General features: G+C 35.3%; 20 protein-coding genes. 17 read left to right on the plus strand and 3 right to left on the minus strand.

Annotation, left to right across the window (positions count from 1 at the left end; genetic code table 11):
* The first annotated feature begins 53 nt into the window (after positions 1 to 53).
* Together CHSO_RS09290 and CHSO_RS09295 are read left to right on the plus strand one after the other, a co-directional pair.
* The gene (locus CHSO_RS09290; protein ID WP_045495234.1) at positions 54 to 866 is read left to right on the plus strand and encodes a siderophore-interacting protein; all 813 of its coding nucleotides are present in this window, start codon (positions 54 to 56) and stop codon (positions 864 to 866) included.
* Between the two features lie 351 nt (positions 867 to 1,217).
* Positions 1,218 to 1,922, plus strand: a complete 705-nt coding sequence (locus CHSO_RS09295; protein ID WP_045495236.1) for a class I SAM-dependent methyltransferase — start codon at positions 1,218 to 1,220, stop codon at positions 1,920 to 1,922.
* 170 nt (positions 1,923 to 2,092) lie between these two features.
* Here the strand turns inward: CHSO_RS09295 and metG are convergent, their stop codons facing one another.
* Positions 2,093 to 4,129, minus strand: coding sequence for a methionine--tRNA ligase (gene metG, locus CHSO_RS09300; protein WP_045495238.1), 2,037 nt, complete (start codon positions 4,127 to 4,129; stop codon positions 2,093 to 2,095).
* A 333-nt stretch (positions 4,130 to 4,462) separates the two neighbouring features.
* Here metG and CHSO_RS09305 point away from each other — a divergent pair, with 333 nt between their 5' ends.
* The 10 genes from CHSO_RS09305 to CHSO_RS09350 all read left to right on the plus strand — a co-directional run bounded on the left by CHSO_RS09305 (position 4,463) and on the right by CHSO_RS09350 (position 16,680).
* A complete protein-coding gene (locus tag CHSO_RS09305) occupies positions 4,463 to 7,219 on the plus strand; it encodes a SusC/RagA family TonB-linked outer membrane protein (protein WP_045495240.1) in 2,757 nt (918 codons plus the stop codon).
* 10 nt (positions 7,220 to 7,229) lie between these two features.
* Positions 7,230 to 8,831, plus strand: coding sequence for a RagB/SusD family nutrient uptake outer membrane protein (locus tag CHSO_RS09310; RefSeq protein WP_045495242.1), 1,602 nt, complete (start codon positions 7,230 to 7,232; stop codon positions 8,829 to 8,831).
* Positions 8,832 to 8,852: 21 nt separating this feature from the next.
* Positions 8,853 to 9,959 (plus strand): SusE domain-containing protein, encoded by a 1,107-nt coding sequence (locus CHSO_RS09315; protein WP_045495244.1) that lies wholly within the window; start codon positions 8,853 to 8,855, stop codon positions 9,957 to 9,959.
* 81 nt (positions 9,960 to 10,040) lie between these two features.
* The gene (locus tag CHSO_RS09320) at positions 10,041 to 12,194 is read left to right on the plus strand and encodes a glycoside hydrolase family 97 protein (RefSeq protein ID WP_045495246.1); all 2,154 of its coding nucleotides are present in this window, start codon (positions 10,041 to 10,043) and stop codon (positions 12,192 to 12,194) included.
* A gap of 86 nt (positions 12,195 to 12,280) precedes the next feature.
* A complete protein-coding gene (locus CHSO_RS09325) occupies positions 12,281 to 12,499 on the plus strand; it encodes a hypothetical protein (protein WP_045495248.1) in 219 nt (72 codons plus the stop codon).
* Between the two features lie 63 nt (positions 12,500 to 12,562).
* Complete coding sequence (locus CHSO_RS09330) at positions 12,563 to 13,807, plus strand: radical SAM protein (RefSeq protein WP_084220956.1); 1,245 nt, start codon at positions 12,563 to 12,565, stop codon at positions 13,805 to 13,807.
* Positions 13,804 to 14,637 (plus strand): hypothetical protein, encoded by an 834-nt coding sequence (locus CHSO_RS09335; RefSeq protein ID WP_045495252.1) that lies wholly within the window; start codon positions 13,804 to 13,806, stop codon positions 14,635 to 14,637. The genes CHSO_RS09330 and CHSO_RS09335 overlap by 4 nt, the downstream gene beginning before the upstream one ends.
* Before the next feature lie 5 nt (positions 14,638 to 14,642).
* Positions 14,643 to 15,515 carry a hypothetical protein gene (locus tag CHSO_RS09340; RefSeq protein ID WP_045495254.1) on the plus strand — a complete coding sequence of 291 codons (873 nt, stop codon included), beginning with the start codon at positions 14,643 to 14,645 and terminating at the stop codon, positions 15,513 to 15,515.
* Positions 15,516 to 15,533: 18 nt separating this feature from the next.
* A complete protein-coding gene (locus tag CHSO_RS09345; RefSeq protein ID WP_045495256.1) occupies positions 15,534 to 15,824 on the plus strand; it encodes a hypothetical protein in 291 nt (96 codons plus the stop codon).
* 52 nt (positions 15,825 to 15,876) lie between these two features.
* Entirely contained in the window at positions 15,877 to 16,680 is an 804-nt protein-coding gene (locus tag CHSO_RS09350) for a clan AA aspartic protease (RefSeq protein WP_232509173.1), read from the plus strand.
* 312 nt (positions 16,681 to 16,992) lie between these two features.
* Here CHSO_RS09350 and CHSO_RS09355 read toward each other — a convergent pair whose 3' ends face one another.
* Positions 16,993 to 17,967 (minus strand): sterol desaturase family protein, encoded by a 975-nt coding sequence (locus CHSO_RS09355; RefSeq protein ID WP_045495258.1) that lies wholly within the window; start codon positions 17,965 to 17,967, stop codon positions 16,993 to 16,995.
* 386 nt (positions 17,968 to 18,353) lie between these two features.
* Here CHSO_RS09355 and CHSO_RS09360 point away from each other — a divergent pair, with 386 nt between their 5' ends.
* Genes CHSO_RS09360 through CHSO_RS09370 form a run of 3 tightly spaced genes read left to right on the plus strand, consistent with a single transcriptional unit; the run spans position 18,354 to position 22,142 of the window.
* Positions 18,354 to 20,216 (plus strand): glycoside hydrolase family 13 protein, encoded by a 1,863-nt coding sequence (locus tag CHSO_RS09360; RefSeq protein WP_045495260.1) that lies wholly within the window; start codon positions 18,354 to 18,356, stop codon positions 20,214 to 20,216.
* Between the two features lie 8 nt (positions 20,217 to 20,224).
* Positions 20,225 to 20,746, plus strand: a complete 522-nt coding sequence (locus CHSO_RS09365; RefSeq protein WP_045495262.1) for a nuclear transport factor 2 family protein — start codon at positions 20,225 to 20,227, stop codon at positions 20,744 to 20,746.
* A gap of 13 nt (positions 20,747 to 20,759) precedes the next feature.
* Positions 20,760 to 22,142, plus strand: a complete 1,383-nt coding sequence (locus CHSO_RS09370) for an MFS transporter (protein ID WP_045495264.1) — start codon at positions 20,760 to 20,762, stop codon at positions 22,140 to 22,142.
* A 327-nt stretch (positions 22,143 to 22,469) separates the two neighbouring features.
* Here the strand turns inward: CHSO_RS09370 and CHSO_RS09375 are convergent, their stop codons facing one another.
* Positions 22,470 to 22,937, minus strand: coding sequence for a lipocalin family protein (locus CHSO_RS09375; RefSeq protein ID WP_045495266.1), 468 nt, complete (start codon positions 22,935 to 22,937; stop codon positions 22,470 to 22,472).
* A 232-nt stretch (positions 22,938 to 23,169) separates the two neighbouring features.
* On the opposite strand from CHSO_RS09375, the gene CHSO_RS09380 reads away from it, so the two are divergent.
* A complete protein-coding gene (locus CHSO_RS09380; protein ID WP_185114277.1) occupies positions 23,170 to 23,670 on the plus strand; it encodes a hypothetical protein in 501 nt (166 codons plus the stop codon).
* A gap of 136 nt (positions 23,671 to 23,806) precedes the next feature.
* The gene (locus CHSO_RS09385; RefSeq protein WP_045495268.1) at positions 23,807 to 24,535 is read left to right on the plus strand and encodes a pirin family protein; all 729 of its coding nucleotides are present in this window, start codon (positions 23,807 to 23,809) and stop codon (positions 24,533 to 24,535) included.
* The last annotated feature ends 28 nt before the right edge of the window (positions 24,536 to 24,563 follow it).

Here is a 24,563-nt window from a genome sequence, read left to right on the forward strand (position 1 = left end):
CGGTTTCTGATATTGATAGGAATCTGGATTTTAACTTAAAAATTAATTCAGTTATGGCTCAAATTTCAACAGGGCAGTTCATTGCCGAAGTCACCAGAAAAGAATACATTACCGATCATTTTATCAGAGTGTATTTGTATTCTCCGGAAGTTCAATTGTTTAAAAACACTACGATAGGAGACAATAATAAAATTGCCATTCCTCCGGTTGGGGTAAACGAAGTTTATTTTCCGACGATAGATGAAAACCATGAATGGGTGCATCCGCCAAAAGAAGTGGCTCCATCCATCAGAACGTATACGCATAGAGGAATTGATCTGGAAAAGAATGAAGTATTCATTGATTTTGTGGATCATGGAGACGGAGGCCCGGCCTCAAAATGGGTTAGAAATGCACAAGCAGGATCAAAACTTGGTGTAATGATGCGTCTGGATGGAAAAGGGCTATATCCTGAAGCAGAATGGTATTTATTGGCAGGTGATGCTACCGCAATTCCTGTGTTGAGTGCTATTTTGGAAACGCTTCCGGAAACAGCAAAAGGAGTCTGTATTATCGAAGTTCATGGAAAAGAAGATGAGCAGATATTGGAAACCAAAGCAGATATTGAATTTAGATGGCTTCATAATTCCCAGCCTCAAATCAGCAGTGAAATTGCTGATGTGGTGAAGAGTATTGATATTCCTGAAGCTTCAAAATTCGGGTATGTAGCTTGTGAATTCTCCAGCGTTAAAGAAATACGTACTTTCCTTCGAAAAGAGAAAAACTGGACTTCAAAAGAGCTCTATGCATTTTCTTACTGGAAAGCTGGGAAAGCAGAAAACGAGTCGCAGGCAGACAGACGTGAAGAAAAGGAATCTATAGCATAGCCTGAGTTCTAATAAGGAAACTTTTTAATATTTTTAACGCTGGGATCGCAAAGTTTTTAATCAAACTTGAAAATAATTTCGTTCGCAAAGGCATTTCCTTTAGCTAGGACATAAATGGTTTCATTGCTGAGTGAAACACCTTTGTGATCTTAGAAAAAGAATTAGCATTTTCAAAACCTTGCGATCTATTGCGTTATAATAATATAGACATATGAAGATCCGAGAAACATTATAACGATAACAATGCAAATCTCGTAACCCGTACCTCATAACCTCGTACCACGAACCCCGCAACCTAAAACTCGCCATTCAAACTTTGAACTTTATCCTTTGAAGCTGTATCTTTGCATTATGAAAGATTTAATGGGGCAAGCCATCTGGGATTATTATCATAATGAAAATCCTGAAGACCTGCAGACGGAAACATCAATTTCTGAATTGGATGAACTTCCTGTAGATTATTTGTTCAGGGATTTTGAAGAGATGAATGATATTGAGCAGAAAGCATTACAGTTATCTAAAGGAAAAGTGTTGGATATTGGTGCTGGAGCCGGTTCACATGCTTTATACCTTCAGAATGATGCGAATCTTGATGTTACGGCTTTAGATATTTCTCCAAAATCCATTGAAGTTTGCAAGTTAAGAGGAGTTAAGCATGCTGTTTGCAAGAATATTCTTGATTTTTCAGAAGGAACGTTTGATACTGTTTTATTATTAATGAATGGTACCGGAATCTTTGAAGGGTTATCCAAGATAGATACCTACCTTCAGAAACTAGGAAACTTGTTGAATGAGGGTGGACAGATTTTAATCGACAGTACAGACATCCTTTATATGTTTGACCGCGATAAAGATGGTGGAGTATACATTCCTGCCGGTGGGTATTACGGAGAATTGGAATATATTGTTCATTATAAAGGTGAATCTGAAAAACCGATCACATGGTTATATCTTGACTTCAATACTTTGAAGAATGCTGCTGAAAATAATGGATTTAAAGTAGAAAAAGTATTGCAGGATGAAGATTCTTACCTGGCAAAACTGACAAAGAAATAAAATGTTTTTAACAACATTCAATAGAAACGGGTTTTAGCCTAAACATATTTTGGAATCATCTGTGAAATCTGTAAGATCTGCGAGAGAATACAGTATATAACCAACAATTAATTGAAATAGAAAAGGCTGTTTCGGATGAAACAGCCTTTAATCTTTATATTAAGGAGTAATTATCCGATCTCAATACCGTTTTCAACATTGCTGTCATCCGGTGTTACGAAAGATAATTTACCATCCGGTTTAGTCGTTAATAACAACATTCCCTGAGACTCAATTCCTCTGATCTTTCTCGGAGCAAGGTTTAATAAGATCATAACCTGCTTACCAATCACTTCTTCAGGGGTAAAGCTTTCTGCAATACCTGAAACTACAGTTCTTACATCCACTCCTGTATCTACAGTAAGTTTCAGTAATTTATCTGCTTTTTCTACTTTTTCAGCTTCTAAAATGGTTGCTGTTCTAAGATCTATTTTAGTAAAATCATCAAAAGTGATTTCTTCTTTCATTGGATTAGCGTTAGGGTTTGTTTTCTTATTGTTTTGTTTGGTGTCTTCCAGCTTTTGAATCTGAGCTTCGATTACATGATCTTCAATTTTTGAGAATAAAAGAGAGGATTCGTTGATCTTGTGACCTGTTTCAATTAATACAGACTGATTTTCAACATCGCTCCAGCTTTTCTTTTCAACATTGAACATATTCAATAGCTTCTCAGAACTGAAAGGCATGAATGGTTCACATAACTGAGCTAAACCAACAGCAATCTGAGCTCCTACAAAAAGTGATTGAGCTGCTTTCTCCGGATTATCCTTAATGGTTTTCCAAGGCTCTTCAGTCTGAAGATATTGATTCCCGAATCTTGCAAGGTTCATTAATGCAGATAAAGCATTTCTGAACTCATAATTATCAAGGAATTCTGAAATTTCTGCAGCTGCCTTATTGATCTCTTTTAATTCCGGGCTGTTAACATCTCCCTGAGGAACAACTCCATCATAATATTTATGAATAAGAACGGCAACTCTGTTGATAAAGTTTCCGAAGATTCCTACCAATTCAGAATTATTCTTCGTTTGGAAATCCTTCCATGTAAAATTATTATCCTTAGTTTCAGGAGCCGATGAAAGAAGAGCATATCTTAAAACATCCTGTTGTCCCGGGAATTCTTCTACATACTCATGCGCCCAAACTGCCCAGTTTCTTGATGTTGAGATTTTATCATTCTCAAGGTTCAGGAATTCAAAAGCAGGTACATTTTTAGGCATGATATAATCTCCATGTGCCTTCATCATTGCTGGAAAAATAATACAATGGAATACAATATTATCCTTTCCGATAAAGTGTACCAGATCACTGTTTTCGCTTTGCCAGTAATCTTTCCAGTCTTTTCCGTTTTTCTCAGCCCATTCTTTTGTGAAAGAAATATATCCGATAGGAGCATCAAACCAAACATAAAGAACTTTTCCTTCTGCATTCGGAAGGGGAACAGGAACACCCCAATTCAGGTCTCTGGTCATGGCACGTGGCTTTAATCCATCGTTTAACCAAGATTTAACCTGACCGTATACGTTAGGCTTCCAGTCATCTTTATGACCTTCAATGATCCATTCGTTTAAGAAATCTTCGTATTCATTAAGTGGCAGATACCAGTTCTTTGTATCTTTAAGAATAGGAACATTTCCGCTAAGCATTGATTTTGGGTTGATCAGTTCAGAGGGAGAAAGGGTAGAACCACATTTCTCACACTGGTCACCGTAAGCATTCTCATTACCACAGTTCGGACAAGTTCCTACAATATAGCGGTCAGCAAGAAATTCTCCTGCCTGCTCATCAAAATATTGTTCAGAAACCTCTTCTGTAAATTTTCCTTTTTCATAAAGAACTTTGAAGAAATCCTGACTGGTTTCATAATGCTTTGGTGAAGTTGTTCTTGAATATTCATCAAATGAAATTCCCAGATCAGCAAAAGATTTTTTAATAATCCCGTGATATTTGTCAACGATATCCTGTGGCGTAACGCCTTCTTTTTTAGCTCTTATGGTAATAGGAATACCGTGTTCATCCGAACCACAGATAAACGCTACATCTTTTCCTAATCTTCTCTGAAATCTTGCGTAAACATCCGCAGGAATATAAACACCTGCCAAATGTCCTATATGAACCGGACCGTTTGCATAAGGCAAAGCTGCCGTAATCATCTTTCTGTTTGACATTTATAGTAAAGTTTTGACTGCAAAGATAAGGATTATCTCTTGAATACCGCTCTTTGTGGAGTTATTATGATGAATCTTGCCGTTTTTCAGAGTTTCATATGAAATTAAGTTAAACATATGTTTAACTTTTTGTTAACGCGAAACAAATGTTATGTATTGCATACTATCGTGTAAAAGATTGAGGAGTATAATTTTAACTAAAAACGGTTTCGTAATATACATAATTTTATCATAATTTATATTAAAATTATAATAATTCTAATTTTTTTTTAAATTGCAGCACTGGCTCAGGCCGGATTTAAGACTGAAAAACGAAACTATAAAAATAAAATTGTGAAGAATTTTACAACGGTATTAAAAATAGCGCCTGCTTTTTTACTGGCAAGTACAGTAATGCATGCGCAGGTTAAAGACTCGGCCACCAAAGAGAAGAAAATCGAGGAGGTAGTCTTGATTGGATATGGTAAGCAGAAGAAATCGGATCTTACAGGATCTATTACTTCTGTAACAGCCAAAGACTTTAACGGTGGAGCAACTTCTGCAGGACAGCTTATTCAGGGGAAAACACCTGGAGTACAGATCACTAATAATAGTGGTGCGCCTGGATCCGGAACTGCAATCAGAATTAGAGGTACAGCGTCTTTAAATGGGAATAACGCTCCACTAATTGTAATTGATGGGGTACCACAGGATTTTGTAGGGGTAAACGGAGCTTCTGATCCTCTATCATTAATAAACCCTAGTGATATAGAATCTTTTGACATTCTAAAAGATGCTTCAGCTACCGCAATCTACGGTAACAGAGCAACAAATGGGGTTATCTTAATTACGACTAAAAAAGGATCTGCAGGAAGATTTAAAGTAAATTTTTCTACAGTAACTTCTGTTTCTACCAAAATGAGTAATGTAAATGTTTTAGATGGTGATCAGTTTAGGGATTTTGTGAATGCAAATGCATCTGCTGCCTATAGAGCTAAATTAGGAACAGCTAACACTAACTGGCAGAACCTTATCTATCAGGCTGCCTGGGGAACAGATAATAACGTGTCTTTCTCAGGAGGTGTTAAAGGGTTACCATATCGTTTATCATTAGGGTATAATGAACAAAATGGTATTGTAAAAACGAATTCATTCAAAAGAACTTCAATTGGATTAAACTTGAATCCTAAGTTTTTTGATAATCACCTTTCTGTAAACGTTAACGCAAAAGGAACCTTTACAGATAATAGATTTGTAGACGCAGGAGTAATTAGAGCGGCAACTTATTTTGATCCTACGCAGTCAGTATATTCCGGAAACTCCAAATTTGGTGGCTATTATGAATGGCTGGATGCAGGTGCACCTAATGGATTTAATGTGAATGCTACATCAAATCCACTTGGAATGCTGAATGGTATCCGTGATGTTTCTTCTGTATGGAGGGGACTTGGAAACATTCAATTAGATTATAAGTTTCATTTTCTTCCAGATCTGCATTTTAATGTAAATGCAGGATATGATTATACAAAAAGTGACGGTCAAAAATCTGTTAGTCCTATTTTTAGACCAGGGATAAATGATATGGGAAGTTCCAGACTCTATAGTATGGAAAAGAAGAATAAGTTATTGGAAACTTATTTTAATTATCTTAAGAAAATTACCGCCATCAATACAAGTGTAGATCTTACAGCAGGGTATTCTTATCAGGATTTCCTTACGGTTATACCAGGAGAAACTAATTATAAAGGAAATGCTGCAACTCAGGTTAACAGAGATTTTGAAACAAGAAATACACTACTTTCTTTTTATGGAAGAGCTATTTTTACGATTGCTGATAAGTATGTGATTTCCGGATCCATGAGAAGAGATGGTTCTTCAAGATTCTTTAATGGAACCAGAGATAATGTTTGGGGTAACTTCCCTGGGGTATCTGTAGCCTGGAAATTAAATGAAGAAAGTTTTATTAGAGATATTTCAGCCATCAGTAATTTAAAAATTAGAGCTGGTTGGGGGAAAACAGGTCAACAGGAACTTCCTGGGTTGGATGGGAACAGGCCTAATAATTATCCTGCTTATGCCTCATACGCCGGAAGTAATCCGGGAGCTTATTATGAATTAGGCAGCCAATACTATTATATGTTCCGTCCTACCAACTATAATCCTAATTTAACTTGGGAGACAACTACGACTAAAAACATTGGGGTAGATTTCGGTTTTGCTAAAAATAGAATTACAGGTTCCATTGATTTATTCAGAAAAGATACAAAAGATCTTTTGGTATACGTAAATACGCCTGCCGGAGGGGTGAGTAATGCGAACTGGATGAATGTAGGAAACATGAAAAATGAAGGGATAGAAGGAAGTATTACTTTCGTTCCTATTAAAACTGAAAAAACAACCTGGGAAGTAAGCTTTAATGCAACACATTATAAACCAGTTGTTACAAACCTTTTACAGAGAGCAGATGCGTCTTTTAATATTGCCGTTGGTGGTATAGAAGGAGGAGCAGGAAATATGATTCAGGCCCATGCAGTAGGACAGGCACCAAACTCTTTCTGGGTATTCCAACAGGTATATGATGCGAATGGTAAGCCTGTTGATGGAGCCTATGTAGACAGAAACGGAGACGGAAAAATAGATACTGGTGATAAGTATTATTACAAGTCTACCACTCCTGATGCCTTATTAGGATTCTCAACCAAACTTAATTATAAAAACTGGGATTTTGGATTAAGTGCAAGAGCTGTATTAGGAAACTACGTATATAACAATGCGGCATCAAACAGTTCTTTGCAGTCTGCATCTACCAATGAATATCTTCAGAATGTCTTTTATACTGCACCAGAATATGCTCTAAAAGATTCCAACAGATATTTTTCTGATATATATGTAGAAAATGCTTCTTTCTTTAGATTAGATAATCTGAATGTCGGATATAATTTCGGAAATATTTTTAATAAAAATAGTAATCTGAAAGTATATGCAATGGCGCAAAATGTTTTTGTAATCACTAAATATAAAGGGGTTGACCCTGAGGTATTTGGTGGAATTGATAATGGATATTATCAAATGCCTAGAATTTATTCCTTAGGACTTAATTTTCAATTTTAAACTAGAAGAAATGAAGAAATCAAATATAAAAATCAAAAGTTTAGTAATAACAGCAGCTGTAGCCATGTTATTTTCTACAACTTCCTGTATAAAAGATCTTGAAAGAGAGCCTATGACTGATGTTACAGCAGATGTTGTCTTTAAGGATTTTGGAAATTATCAGAATGTATTAGCTAAATTATATGGAGGACTATCCATGGGTGGCCAAGTATCAGGAGACGGAGGAAATTATCCGGATAGTGATATAAGTGGGATCAATGGCGGATTTTCACAGTATACAAGATTGATGTATACATTAAATGTTGTTTCCACAGATGAAGCGGTAATTGGTTGGAATGATGGGAATTTACATACTATTCATAAGATGACATGGGATTCTTCTAACGAATTCATCACTGCGATGTACTATAGAATCTATACAGAGATAGGACTTTGTAATGAGTTTTTGAGAAATGTAACTGATGAAAAGCTTGCACAGAATGGTATTACAGGAAACAACCTTACTGAAGCTAAATATATGAGAGCGGAAGCTCGTTTCCTAAGAGCACAGTCTTATTATCATGCCTTGGATATGTTTGGAAATGTACCTTTTGCAAAAGAAGATTATCTTCCGGGAGCAGTTGACGGACCTCCAAGAATAGAAAGAGCAGCTTTATTTAATTTCGTAGAACAGGAATTGTTGGCCAGTGCGAATGACATGAAGGAGGCAAAAACAAGTGTGTATGGACGAGCTGACAAAGCGGCTGCATGGGCATTATTAGCAAGGCTTTATCTTAATGCAGGGGTTTATACAGGAACACAAAGAAACAATGACTGTATCACTTATTGTAACAAAGTAATTGGAGCCGGATATGCCTTGAAATCTGATTATAAATCACTTTTTCTTGCAGATAATGATCAAAACAATCCAGAAGCTATTCTAACGGTTAATTTTGATGGTATTAATACACAGACAAACGGAGGAACAACTTATCTGGTTCATGCTGCAATAGGAGGTTCAATGAAAGCTTCTGACTTTGGAGTTAATGGAGGGTGGAGTGGCCTTAGAACTACTAAATCATTTGTAGAAAAATTCCCAGCTAACGGAGCGGATAAAAGAGGAAACTTTTATACAGACGGACAAAATCTGGAAATTAATGATTTAGGATCATTCAATGATGGATATGCATTCATTAAATATAAAAATGTTAAAAGCAACGGTTCTGCCGGATCTAATACAAATTGGGTAGAAACAGATATTCCATTGTATCGTTTAGCGGATATTTACTTGATGTATGCTGAAGCCACTCTTAGAGGAGGAAATGGAAATATGACGACTGCCGTAGAGTATGTAAATCAACTGAGACAAAGAGCTTATGGAAACGGAAGTGGGAATGTTTCATCTATTAATTTAGACTTTATATTAGATGAAAGATCAAGAGAATTATCTTGGGAAATGACAAGGAGATCAGATCTTATCAGATTTGGGAAGTTTACATCCGGAGAATATTTATGGCCGTGGAAAGGAAATGTGAAAGGCGGAAAAGCAGTTGAAAGCTATAGAAATCTTTTCCCTATTCCGGCTAAAGATATCATAGCAAATCCTAATTTAATTCAAAACCCAGGTTATTAATTCTAAAAACGTCTATTTAAAATGAAAAATATATTTAAAATAATAAGTATGGTTTTCATAGGATTGCTAGTGATTTCCTGTGAAAAAGATGAAGATCAGGCCGTGCTTCAGCAAACAAAAAACTCTGCTTTGGCTTCAGATGCAAAAACTCTGGTTCTTCTCAGAGATAATGAAGCAGATAAAGCTGTTAAATTTGATTGGACGAACCCACAATATAATATTTCTGTTGTCTATAATAATTCATTGGAATTTGCAAAGAAAGATACAGGATTTAAAGATGCTAAAAGTGTTGATGTTAACGCAAAAGATCTATCTACAACTTATAGTGTTAAAGAGTTCAATAAAATAATGAATGATGCGGGCTTTTTGCCTGAAAAAATAGTAGATGTTGATGTTAGAATGAAAACATCTGTGGGTAACGCAGTATTTTATTCTAATGTAATTTCTATGACCGTTACCCCCTACCTTGCTGAATATCCACCATTTTATTTAGTAGGAGAAGCTTCTGCAGTGGGATGGAATGCTGGAAATGCACAGTTGCTTTATAAAGATGAGAATATCTCTACAATCTATACCTATTTGGAGAAAGGAAAAGCCTTCAGATTTTTAGGGCAACAAGCTTGGGACCCTACTAACTATAGCTTGGATGCAGCAGGAATAAAAGATGGTAACAAATATTTCAAAACATGGTCCACAAACCTATCCGTGGCAGATGCTGAAAATATTAAATTTAATGGAGAGTCTGGGATTTACAAGATTGTTGTTGATTCAGAGCCAGTGAAGAAAACTCTTACTATTTCATCTTCTTCAATCAGTCTTTGGAATCCTACAAACTTATATTTAGTAGGATCTGTTAATGGTTGGAATATTGGAGGTGCTATCCCAATGACAAATTTAGGCGATGGTAAATTCGAACACATTATTGCTCTTTCAGCGGGAAGCCAACTGAAATTCGTAGGCCAACAGAGCTGGGGAGAGCTAGAATGGGGAGACCTTAAAGCTGATAGCAATACAGGGTATCTGGCCCCTAAAGGGAGTAATGGTAACATCAAGTTTGATGGTACAGGAGGAAACTATAAAATCACCGTAGATTTAAAATTAGGAGTCTACTCAATAAAGCCATTATAGAACATTAAGTTTAATTATAAAAGCAAAGTGCTGCTTTACCGCAGCACTTTATCTATTTTTTTAAGTTAATAAATAGTCATTATGAAGAAAATTACAGTTGGAGCACTCTTGCTCTCAATGATGTTTACAGGTGTGAAAGCACAATCTTTAAAATCGCCGGATGGTAAATTTGAAATGAATTTCCAGTTAAAAGATGGAGTTCCTTTCTATAATCTGAAATACAACGGGGTGGTGGTAGTTGAAGATTCAAAATTGGGATTGAGATTATTTAAAGACACAGCCATTAAATTTGCTTCTGAAATTGCCAAACCAGAAGATGCAAAATATGACCTTAACAACGGTTTTGCGAAGGTAGATGAAAAAAGAGACTTCAAAAACGAGACCTGGCAGCCGGTTCTTGGGGAAAAGAAAAATTATATCAACAACTACAATGAATTAGCCCTTACGCTTAATCAGGCTTCTACAGACAGAAGTATTGTAGTAAAATTCAGACTGTTTAATGATGGTCTGGGATTCAGATACGAATTTCCACAACAGAAAAACCTTAATTATTTCGTAATCAGAGAAGAAGATTCTGAAATTGATTTCCCAACCGATATGAAGGCTTGGTGGATCGTAGCAGATTACGACTCTCAGGAATATCAGTATCAGGAAACAAAAGTTTCAGAAATTCCTGCAAAATGGGATAAAGCATTTGATGCTAATGCTTCTCAGACTTTGGTGAAAAATGCAGTTCAGTCTCCCTTAATGCTTAAAAAAGAAGGGAAGAGCCCTTTATACATTAATGTTGCTGAAGCTGCTGTACTAGATTATCCAGCTTCACACCTTGAAGTAGATGCTCAGAACTTTAAGTTTAAAACACACTTAACGGCTGACAGACAAGGGGCAAAAGGGTATATCCAGACCCCATCAGTAACCCCTTGGAGAACGATTATTGTTGCACCAAAAGCTGAAGAGGTAATGGATTCCAAAATGATCTTTAACCTGAACGAGCCTACAAAATACACAGATACCTCTTATATTCATCCTACAAAATACATGGGAGTCTGGTGGGAAATGATTATCGGAAAATCTCAGTGGGCATATTCTACAGCTGAAAATGTTCATTTGGGTAAAACAGACTTTGCAAAGTTAACTCCAAACGGAAAACATGCAGCAAATAATACGAAAGTTAAAGAATATATCGATTTTGCTGCTGAGAATGGATTCCAGGGATTATTAATTGAAGGATGGAACATTGGATGGGAAGACTGGTTCGGACATTCTAAAGAGTTTGTTTTTGATTTCATTACTCCTTATCCGGATTTCGATATCAAAATGCTAAACGATTATGCTCATTCAAAAGGAATTAAATTGATCATGCACCACGAAACTTCAGGTTCTGCTACGAACTATGAAAGATGGGCAGATAAAGCTTTCCAAACGATGAATAAATATGGCTATGATGCTGTAAAAACAGGATATGTAGGTGATATTATTCCAAGAGGAGAGCATCACTATTCTCAATGGACGATCAATCATTATTATAGAATTGCTGAAAAAGCAAACGACTATAAAATTATGGTGAACTCTCACGAGTCTGTACGTCCTACAGGGGAAAGCCGTACCTATCCGAACTACATCTCTGCAGAAGCGGCGCGAGGAACAGAGTATGAAGCATTCGGAGGGAATAAGCCGGATCATCAGACAGTACTTCCGTTTACAAGATGGATGGGAGGTTCTATGGATTACACACCGGGAATTTTCCAGACGAAATTAGACTATTATTTCCCTGGAGATGCACGTTTTGTAAAAACAACATTGGCAAAACAGCTTGCCTTATACGTAACGATGTATATGCCGCTTCAGATGGCTGCAGACCTTCCTGAGAATTATAAAAAGCATATGGATGCATTCCAGTTCATCAAAGATGTTGCTGCTGATTGGGATGATACGAAAATCTTATCTGCAGAACCGGGAGATTATGTAATTACTGCCAGAAAAGCAAAAGGTACAGAAAACTGGTTTGTAGGAGGTATTACAGATGAAAACAAACGTGAATATACGGTGGATTTCTCATTCCTGGATAAAGGGCAAGCCTATGAAGCAACCATCTATGAAGATGGAAAAGATGCTGATTATATCAATAATCCTCAGAGTTATCATATTTACAACAAAACAATCACAAGCAAATCAAAAATTAATTTTAAAATGGCTAGAAGTGGTGGTTTTGCAATAACAATTAAAAAAAAGTAATTATTTTGTAAAAGTTTTCTTTTTCGTTTAATAAAATATCTATATTTGGGGAATTATTATAATTTATTAACCAAAACTATTTTATCATGAAAAAGAAACTAAAAATTACCAGTAACTTAGAGCAAAAGAACATCCTTAAAAAAGCGATGCAGTCTTCTGAAAATGTAGATTTGTATAAATCTATTTTTGGTGGTGGAAGTACTATTATAGTATCACCTGATAATTGTAGCGTAACAGCTAGATCAGGAGCTTCGGCTGCTTATAACAGAGCTGATCAATTCTTATTAGCTACCACTAAGCTATAATTACTAAATTAAAATGTATAGTTCTTCGCTATGGCGGAGAACTATTTTTTTATTCTATAGGATATGATTACATCTTTTGTATTAAAGGTTGCAAGTAGATGCAATCTCAACTGTTCGTATTGTTACATGTATAATTTGGGTGATAAAACGTATCTGAAGCAGCCTAAATTCATGTCAATTGATACCATAAAAGCCTTCGCAGCTAAACTTAATGAATATTGCCTGGAAAATAATTTGAATAATATACAGATTGTTTTTCATGGAGGAGAACCCTTATTAATATCCAAAGAGTTTTATCGTGAATCCATTAGGATTTTCACGGAAATACTTCCTGATAATTACTTTGATTTTGTCATCCAGACCAATGGTGTTGGATTAGATGATGAATGGTATCAGCTTTTTAATGAGTTGGATATCAGGGTAGGGATAAGTATAGACGGGCCTAAAGAATACCATGATAAATACCGTGTTTTTCATAATGGAAAAGGCTCTTATGATGAGGTAAAAGAAGCAATTGTCTTGGGACAGGAGTATGGACTTAATGGAATTTTGTCTGTCATCAATATTAATATTCCTCCTCAGGAACTGTATGATGAAGTGAAGGAGCTTAACGTAAAAAGTCTTAATATTCTTCTGCCGGATGGTCATTTTGACCAACTTCCTGATGGAATGGAAAAAGAATTGGTTAATACAAAAAATTATACACCCTATGCAGATTGGCTTATAGAATTGTTTAAGATCTGGAAGAACGACAAAGAAAGGATGAGTGTGAGATTTTTTAAAACACTTATTGATCTGATTGTGGGTGAGGATGAAGGAGATCAGGTTTTAGGTAAAAATATCAATGGGGTTGCCGTACTGGAAACCAATGGGAATTTAGAAGTAGCAGACTTTATAAGAGCTTGCTATGAAGGAATTACCAGAAATAATATTAATATTCATACCCATGCTATTGGTGATGCTTCTAAAGATCGGCTTTTTGATGTTTATATGAATGCTCATTCAATGGTATCACAAAAATGCCTCAACTGTTCCATTTATGATTTTTGTGGTGGTGGATTTTTAGGTAATCGTTATTCTAACGAAAGAGGTTTTGATAATCCTACTATTTATTGTCATGATATGATTAAACTTATTACCTATATTCAGAATGATATTATAGACGGAATTCCAAAAGAAACCCAAGAGGAAATGGAGTTGTCTAAAGTTTCTTATGATGATATAGTCAATGAGATGGAATTTGAAACAGAAGAAATTATGATTGAAACTGAAGTTAAAGAGAAATTAATGCATTATCGTTTAGTATGAATCTAAAGAAAGGAATGTATTTGGCTGGAGACTCTGGTTCTAACTGGAAAAATCAGCTTAAAATCAATAAAGGAGTAGTGGCCGAAAAAGTGGTCAATACAGGAATTGAATATTTTGATAATGCCTATTTACCTGATGATGAATGGCGGGATCTTACTGAGTCTGAATATAAAATTCTCTCTTATTCAGAGAAAGGCAATAAAATGTTCAATACCTTAGGACTGGGCGAGATTCCGGATGAATTAAAGATCTTGTTTAAAGCAGTAAAGCTGGAGGAATGCAAGACTCTATTTGATGTTCAGCCTAAATTTCAGGAAGATGAAAAACTTACATTAAAGCTTAATAAAGTTTTAAATCAATTTCTTAATCAAAAATCCGATTCTCAGAAATACAATTTTCATCGTATTACAAGATGTCTTCCGGATATGCATACTACTACTTTTCATCTCCATAATAGGGAGCATATAAAATATACGGGTTTGCATATAGACCAAAGTACAAAATTTACGCCCAATACAGCGTATAAATCAGACAATAGAATTTCCATCAATATTAGTGAAGAATCCAGATATCTGTATTTTGTAAATTTAACATTGAAACAAATTTATACCGATGTTAAGAAGCATCATCAGGATATTACTGTTACTTCAGATAATATTGTAGAATTATTTTTCTCCCTGTATCCGGATTATCCGGTAATCAGAATAGAAGTAAAACCTTACCAATATTATATTGCTCCAACAGATAATTTCATTCATGATGGAAGTACGCTGGGGAACAAAAAATTTGATATCACCATGGTATTTGTGGGAGAATTTAATAATTACTAATCACTATGAAACTCAAATCAGGAATCAAAATATACGGTGAGAATTTAGAAAATGTTTTAGAAATCAATTCTGGAGTTGCCCATCATTCAGAACAGGAACCTGTAGAAATTGTATTCAAAGACATTAAGTTCAAGGCACAATATGAACCCAATGCACATTTGGCGAAAAGGGATTGGCGAAAACTTTCCGAGCAGGAACTTGATACTATAAAAGGAGACCATGTTAATAAGAAAGATTATAATTCGGTTTTTATAGGAGAAATCCCTGAAGAATTGAAATCCCTGTTCCATCAGCTTAATCTTCATTCCGCTACTTCAGATAATGATGCATTTCAAAAATTCATTGAAAATAAAGAATTGGTTCAGGAACTAAATACCCATCTCAATGGGGTGTTGGATGAGATTTCATTGGCGCCTTATAGGTTTATGAGTATTGCAACCAACTATCCCAATAGTGAAGTGGTTTCTTTAAATAAAAGGAAATTACCTGAAAATTATACCTTTAAAGACATTCATTATATAGGAGTACATAAAGACAGTTCTAAAGATATGACCCTGCATACCTGTTATCAGTATGGAAACAGGTTTACCATCAATTTAGGTGAGCAATCTCGATATTTTTTATTTATTAATCTTACGATGAAGCAGGCATGTAATATGCTTAAAGAAAAAGAAGAACTTAAGGAGGTAGAAATAACCAATGAAAATATTACAGATTATTTTTTAAAGCATTATCCGGCCTATCCTGTGATTAAAGTAAAGCAAGAACCCTATCAGTTTTACATTGCTCCTACGGATAACTGTTTTCATGATGGTACTACAATAGGCAATACAGCCATAGATGTTGTAATGACTTATTTGGGTAAATTTTGTATATAATTTAAATAATATTGAGGTATGAAGTCATTTCTGTCATTATTGCTTGTCTCGTTTTTAACTTCCTTTTCACTCGCCCAGAATAAATTAACTGTTCTAAAAGCCAATGGACCTAAAGCCGTTATTTACGAAAAAGATAATGGCTTAAAAACAGACTGGAATATAGATCCTAAAATTAAGCCGGATGTCTATACGGTATCTAAAATAGCCACTTCTAATAAAAGGGTTACTATAAAAACAGATATAGACTCTCTTATTGTAGATCTCAAAAAAGGAGAAAAAAAAAGACTTTATTATTCTTTTGAAAGGTAAAGATTCTGCGTTGACGAGAATTGAGTCTCTGCCACCGAAAGATTTTAGTAAAATGTCCTTTAAAGACACGCTGCAGCTTCATATCAATGAACAGAATACGATATTTGTAAAAACAGTACTTAATAAAGTGGATACCCTTTTACTTAATTTTGATACGGGTACAAGTGATCTTGTTCTTACGCAGGAAACATTGAAGAATAAAATCAAAAGCTCATTAAAATCGGGGACCAATTTTCTGCAGATCGGAAAAAAAGAATATCGGGGTTTCAATATTTATCCGGCACAGCTTACCGGTCATGGGACGGATGGTAGATTTGGTTGGGATTTATTTGATGGAATGGTTGTAGAATTAAATCATGATAAAGGTTTAATGGTGGTGCATTCTCAGCTTCCATCCAAAGTAAAATCTGAATATTCTCAGCTTCCGATAAAATATTATAACAATGTCTTTCAGGTTCCGGTAGATATTGCTCAGGACCAGACTAAAAATAAAGATTGGTATCTGTTTGATACAGGATATCAAAGAACAGCGATGCTGGATGGTCCTTTATTGAATGAACAAGGTTTTCCAACGGATAAAATGACAGTCATTAAAAAAGTAATCATGAAAGGAGCACAAGGCAATGAAATTCCTGTTATGACCTCTAATCTTCAAACTTTATCATTAGGAAAAACACAGCTAAAAGACATTCCTGTACAGCTATTGTCTCAAAGTAGACCCGTAACGGGTACCAGGATGAATATTTTGGGTAATGAAATCCTGAAAAGGTTTAATATATTTCTGGACTTTCAAAAAAATATTGTTTATCTGAAGCCTAATAAACTGGTTAATGTTACTTATATTGAAAGTAAATAAGCTTTTTTAGATCAGTGTTTTTAATACAATAATATAAAAAGTCCCCAAGTTTTTATTGGCTTGGGGGCTTTTTATGTTAAATAACCTGAGTTCGGGATAAGACATTTCTGTTTTTAGTAAGTAAGGAAGCCTGGAGCTGGGAGAGGGAAGTGAATTGAGGTTAAAAAAGCACTTACAACCCTGTAATGTATTATTCCTTTAAAGAGAGCTTCATCAAATTTTGCGGCAATGTCAGAAATTGTAGTTTCGATAGTAACTTCCAGCCTCTCTCTTCCAGCCTCTTATCCTTAATTTTATGATCCCGAATCCGGGTTAATTAGGAGTATATTCAGGCTCATTAGCTTCGTTCGGTTCAGCTTGAGCGGGTAATGGTTTATTTTTTACCTTTTCTTTGTATTCTTTCTGGAACTGTTTTACAGTTTTACCAGTTCCGTCATGTCTCCATCCCGGTGAATAGAAGAGGTATTTCAGACGGTCTTTGAAAGAAAGTCCCGGTTGTTTCAGATCCTTTCCAATTCTTCTCCATTCATAAAACAGGACTGTGGCCGGATCTTTAGACTTCATCTTAGGATAAATACCATATTTTACAGGAACTTCAGGATCTTCCTTTTCAAATGTTCCGAAGATTTTATCCCAGATAATCAATCCCATTCCCATGTTACGGTCAAGGTATTTAATATTACAGGCATGATGCACTCGGTGATGAGAAGGAGTTACTAAAATATATTCCAGGAAGCCCATACTTTTTATAGACTGCGTGTGTACAAAGGTCCCATAAATCTGAATAGCAGAATAAGCTACCATAACATGCAGTGGATGAAATCCGATGAATGCTAAAGGAGAGAAGAATAAATATCTGTACAAAGGTTGAAATACAGGACTTCTGAACCCTGTGGTGATATTGAAATAATCAGAATTATGATGGGTGATATGCACTGCCCAAAACACACGGGAATGATGATCTACGTAATGATGAACATAATAAGCAAGATCCTGGGCCAGAAATACAGCTATCCAGTACCAGACTCCTACTTCCCAATCAAAAATGCGATGATAGTAAAAGAACATCATAACGAGCATGGAAAAACCTTTCATAATGATATCAAGGCTATAATTTAAAAGTGCTAAAAGCACATTGGTAGCCACATCTTTCGTTTCATAAAGCTTCTCTTTATTGAAGTGGCTATACGCCATCTCTATAAAAATGATACCCGCAAACATAGGAATGGCCCAAGGATAAACAATATCCGGTCCATCACTTTCAAACATTTTACTGAAATCAAACATTTTTTCTGTAAATCTAAAAATAAAACAGTTAAAAATTGCTTATTTTGGATTAAATGTTCTTTTTATGTTATAATTTATTGGAAATTTAATAGAAAATAGGATGCGAATAGTGAAATATTGTTGTTCTGTTTTAAAATAAGTAATAAATGAAGCTCTATTCCAGTAATGAATTTTATCAATCGGAGAAATCTGATGAATAAAAGATAATTCTACTCATTATTTTATAATAACTCTAAAGCTTTTTTCGTAATTTGCTGCTAAGTTGTTCATACTTAAATTGTTGAGTGTTAAAATGTAACTTGCTGGTTTTCAAAATGATGAACAGTGTTCTTAATGGCATTCTATAGTACACAGCTAATCATTAAATTGGAGATTACAACTAAGTTATGAGAAAAATATATACATTATTTGCCCTTTCCGCTGCTTCAATAGCTTTTTCCCAATCAACAGTGTTGGAAAAAGTAGAACCGGCTTTCTGGTGGAAGGGAATGAAAAATCCTGAACTGCAGATTCTTGTTTACGGAAAAGGAATCGCTAATAATAAGATCTCTCTTTCAGATGGTGTACAGATTAAAAATGTTCAAAAGGTAGAAAATCCGAACTATGTTTTTATCACAATCAATACCAATGAAATTAACGTTCCGAAGTTTAGCATCAATATTGAAAATGATAAAAAGAATCTGGGTTCTTATACCTATGAACTGAAACCAAGAAATTCAGGAGCCGCAGACCGAGAATCTTATACTTCAAAGGATGTGATGTACCTTATTATGCCGGATCGTTTTGCCAATGGAAACGAAAAAAACGATTCTGTTCCGGAATTAACTGAAAAAGCAGATCGAACTTTACCCAACGGAAGACACGGCGGAGACCTTCAGGGAATCATCAATAATTTGGATTACATTCAAAACCTTGGCGCAACAGCTGTTTGGTTAACACCTGTGAATGAAGATAATGAAAAAGTATATTCCTATCATGGATATGCTCAGACCGATCTGTATAAAATTGATGCCCGCTACGGCACCAATGAAGACTACAAAAAACTTTCTCAGGAATTAAATAAAAGGAATATGAAACTGGTGATGGATTATGTCACCAATCACTGGGGTATTTCTCATTGGATGATAAAAGACCTTCCCACAAAAGACTGGATTCACTGGTTCAAAGAAGGAGAAGATGGTTTTAAAAGATCCAATTACAAAACATCCACACAGTTTGATCCCAACGCTTCGGATATTGATAAAAAATATGCGTTAGATGGATGGTTTGATAAAACAATGCCGGATCTTAACCAGAAAAATCCATTGGTTTTAAAATATTTAACCCAAAATGCCATCTGGTGGATTGAATATGCTGAATTAGGAGGTTTCCGTGTAGATACCTATCCTTACAATGATAAAGAAGCCATGGCAAAATGGGCCAAAGCCATTACCGATGAATATCCCAAATTTAATATCGTAGGCGAATCTTGGTTGTATACCGCAGGGCAAATTTCAGCATGGCAAAAAAACTCAAAAACAGGAGAAGCAGCCGGATATAACTCAAACCTCCCGTCTGTAATGGATTTTATGCTTTTTGGAGATATGCCGAAAGCTTTCAAAGAAAAAGAAGGCTGGAATACAGGAATGATTAAGCTTTACGACTCTTTCAGCAGCGATTTCCTTTATCCGGACATCAATAATGTAATGGTGTTCTTTGAAAATCATGATACCGAAAGATGGAATGAGATTTTCAACGCAGATCCGAACGTTTACAAAATGGGATTAACCCTTATCTCAACAGTCCGCGGAATTCCACAGATCTATTATGGCTCAGAAGTCGGAATGCGAGGGAATAAAGAAAAAGGAGGCGATGCTGATATCCGCAGAGACTTTCCGGGAGGCTGGAAATCTGATAAACAAAATGCTTTCAATCCCACAACACAAACTCCTGAGCAAAAAGAATTCTATCAGTTTACCCGGAAATTATTAAACTGGAGAAAAGGAAAAGAAGTAATTCATACCGGGAAAACGAAAAATTTTGTTCCGAAAGATGGTGTATTTACTTATTTCAGATATAATGACAAAGAAAGTGTAATGGTGGTCATCAACAATAATAAAAATGATCATACGTTAGACTTAAAATATTTTGAAGAATCGCTGAAAGGGTTTTCCAAAGGCAAAGAAGTGATTTCAGGCAAAGAATTTTCATTACAGAATACGTTAACAATTCCTGCCAAAACTCCATTAATTATTGAACTAGAAAAATAAATAATACGATGAATAAATTAATAGCTGTTCATACACTTATCCTGTTTTTATTCGGATTTACAGTAGTTTCAGCACAATCAAACAAAACATTTGAAAAAGAAAAATCAGAAATCAGCACCATGCTTGATGCCTTCAATGTAGCTGCTGCCAAAGCTGATTATACAGGGTACTTCAACTTTTTTGCTGATGAGTCCACATTTATCGGAACAGATGCTACAGAAGTCTGGAATAAAAAGGAATTTATGGTGTGGGCAAAACCTCATTTCGATAAAAAGAAAACCTGGAATTTTACAGCATTGAAAAGAAATATCTACTTCAGTAAAGATGGAAAGCTGGCTTGGTTTGATGAATTACTGGATACTCAAATGAAAATCTGCCGTGGTTCAGGAGTCGTAGAAAAGATCAATGGACAATGGAAAGTAAAACAATACGTCCTTTCTATGACGGTTCCTAATGATGTTGTAGATAAAGTTGTAGTGGAGAAAACAGCTCTTGAAGATGTTTTGATTAAAGAATTAAAGACAAAATAAGCATAAAAAAGCAATGGCTGGAAAAATAAAACCTGAACTTTCACTTACTCAGATCATTAATATGAGTATGGGATTCCTCGGAATCCAAATGGCATTCGGATTACAAAATGGAAATGCAAGCCGTATTCTTGCCAATTTAGGAGCGGATGTTCACGAACTGTCATGGTTCTGGCTGGTGGCTCCCATTACAGGGCTCATTGTTCAGCCAATTATTGGCCATATGGGTGATAATACCTGGAGCCCGTTGGGAAGAAGAAAACCCTATTTCCTGATTGGTGCTGTCTTGTGTGCCATAGGATTGGTGTTGCTGCCAAATGCTGCTTCTGTAACCCAGATGTTTGCAGCTAATGCCCTTTTATTAGCGGTGATTTTTCTGGCGATGATGGATGCTTCCGTTAATATTGCCATGGAACCTTTCAGAGCATTGGTGGGGGATATGCTCCCCAAACATCAGGGAACCATCGGGTTTTCAGTGCAAACCATCCTGATTGGAGTTGGAGCAGTATTGGGGTCGTATTTGCCAGATTGGCTGACCAAGCTTGGTATTTCCAACGTAGCGCCTAAAGGTTTTGTTGCAGACAACGTCATCTATTCCTTCTATGTGGGCGCGGTATTGCTGATTATTTCTATTCTGTATACCATCATCACAACTAAAGAATATTCTCCGGAAGAATTTGCAGCCTTTGAAGATGGAAAAGAAATAGAACATGAAAAATCCAAATTTTCAGATATTTTCAAAGATTTTGCCGGAATTCCTGCACAGATGAAAAAGCTTGGAATTGTCCAATTCTTCTCATGGTTTGCCCTGTTTACAATGTGGGTATTTACAACCAGTGCTTTGGCAACCCATCATTTGGGACTTTCTCCGGAAGATACTCATTCAAAAGCATTCAATGATGCTGGAGATTTAACCGGTAAACTCTTTGGAATGTATAACCTTTGGGCAATTCCTTTTGCCTTTTTGTTAACACCTATTGCTAAATGGATCGGTAAAAAGCAGACTCATGCTTTAGCTCTGTTGTGTGGTGGTTTAGGATTGATCTCTATGTATTTTATCAAAGATGTGGAGAACCTCTGGATTTCAATGATCGGATTAGGGTTTGCATGGGCAAGTATTCTGGCAATGCCTTATGCGATGCTGATAGAAGTAATTCCACAGAGAAAAATGGGAGTTTATATGGGTATATTCAACTTCTTTATTGTGATTCCGCAGATCATTAACGGTTTGTTTGGAGGGCCTGTCGTAAGCGGTATTTTTGGTAAACAGGCTATGGATTATGTTGTAGTAGGTGGAGTATGCATGCTGATCGGAGCTTTGGTCACTATGATTTTTGTTAAATCTGAAGACGAAACTCCCAAAGAAATTGAAGAAGAGATTAAACAGGTACATTTTTAGTCTGAAGCTGAAAATAATACAGCTATAGAATAAAAATAAATGTAATAAAATTCAATAGGGGCGGGCTTTAGCCCGCTCTTATATTTAAAATGCATTCCATTTGGCTTTAGCCAAAACCTATATGTTTCCAGACTCTTGTATGATGGTTCACAGATTTCCAGATGATTCAGATTGTTTTAACAATTTAAAAATATAAACATCATATTTTATCCATGCGCCATGCGAATATAAAGATCTGTGTATTTTGTGTGATTTATGGGAAAATAAGAACCTGATTGATGAATAAGACCAAAAATAAACGCCATCTAAATCAGGTGGCGTTATTAATTATAGTCTTTTGTATATTGCTGTTATCTCATCCTTTATTCCATCACCATTTACATCCGTGAGTTCCTGTATAACTTCTAATTCAGTGGCTGTCAATTTTTTTATAGTAGAGACTTCAGTGCTTCCATCATATTTAACCTGTATTGTTTTAGAAGAAGCGTCATAAGTATAATCAGTGGTAGTATCAGTATCAAGTTTGCATTCTGATTCAGCATTTCCATAGTAGGAAATTTCGTGTATTTTTCCATTGGCTGCAATGTCTATAAATCCTTTTTTATCACATACATTTGCATCGGATGATTCGCTGGCAATAATACTGCCGTCTTTTCCGGAGTAGGCCATATATTTAGAAGGTTGCCATTTGCCAACAATACTTGCTTCAATTTTTTGGTTGTTATCGTTATCGTCATTATTACATGCGAATAAGCTTAAGGTTGCAATGCTTAAAAATAGAGTTTTCTTGATCATTCTTTTTATATTTACGTTAAACGGGATAAATATAAAACGTTTTTAACACTCTTCGTAGTTAAATATATAGATTTAATTCTATAGCGATATGCATTTTTTATACTTTTGGAAAAATCCGTAGTTTTTGCTCAAACTTATTTTTATATTTATACTCGTTCCCATTCTGTAATGAGGTAGAACAAGGATGAATAGATTAGCTAAATTGCTGTTTTAAATAAGTAAAAGAAGGAAAATGTCAGAAAACAAACCTGATGAATTTGATAGTCTAGGCTCTACCCGGGAAGAATTAGCAGAATATGATAAACATGTAGATTTCTATTATACAAATATCATCAATTCATTAATTCTCTATACCTATAATGTAGAAGAGCTGGATAAGATGGCTCCTGTTTTAATAGATCCACTAACAGAATTATATGAAGAGCTTGACTATGCTTTTTTGCCAGTATTATTTGAAACAGTATTTAGGAATAAGCTTATTGATATGTCCTTAAAAGAAGAACTTTTGCTATTCAAAAAGAAAGTAAATGACACTTCCAATGAAATATGGGATTGGAATATTTTAGATACCCATGAGTTTTGGAAAAATATAAAAATCGATGCTGAACAACTTCTCCATAAAATGAATATAGAAACAAGAGAATATAATACAGATTATACTACAATAATTCCAATGAAAAATAACGTTTCAACGGGATTTAAAAGATTGATGAATATTTTTTTTCTCAAATAAAAATCTGCGAAATCTGTGTGATCTGCGGGAAATTAAATATCTCATATGGATTTATCAGCAGTTGTTCTTTCTTATCCTATATCAACTTTATTTCACCACTACATCCCGTACATTTGTACCATAAATAATCACAGAAATGAAAACAGTATATCATAAAGCAGATTCAAGAGGCCATGCCAATCATGGTTGGTTAAACTCTTATCATACCTTCAGTTTTGCAAACTATCAGAACAGAGACAGAACAAACTTTGGAGTTTTGAGAGTATTGAATGATGACACCGTTTCTCAGGGAATGGGATTCGGGACACACCCGCACAGGGATATGGAAATTATTTCTATTCCTCTAGAAGGAGATTTGGAACATAAAGATTCAATGGGAACTACTGCGGTAATCAGAAAAGGAGAAATCCAGGTGATGAGTGCCGGAACCGGAGTACAACACAGTGAATACAACAAAAATAAAGATGAGGAAGTAAAATTCTTACAGATATGGGTTTTCCCAAAAGAATTGAATGTTGAACCACGATACGATCAGAAAAGCATTAAAGAAGGAGAAAAAATCAACGGATTCCAACAGATTTTATCACCTAATAAAAATGATGATGGAGTCTGGATTCATCAGGATGCATGGTTTAATATTGCGAACTTCAAAAAAGGGAATGGTAAAAACTATACGTTGAATAAAAAAGGAAATGGAGTTTATGCATTTGTGCTGAAAGGAAGCGCAAAAGTAGGAGATCGTATTCTGAATGAAAGAGATGGATTAGGAATCTGGGATACACAAAGTTTTAATATCGAGGCAGTAGAAGATACCGAAATATTATTGATGGAAGTCCCAATGGAATTACCTTCTTATCTTAAATAAAAAACTAAATTTGTATCCTTAAAATTAA

Origin of the sequence: Chryseobacterium sp. StRB126, assembly GCF_000829375.1 — a bacterium.
GTDB lineage: Bacteria > Bacteroidota > Bacteroidia > Flavobacteriales > Weeksellaceae > Chryseobacterium.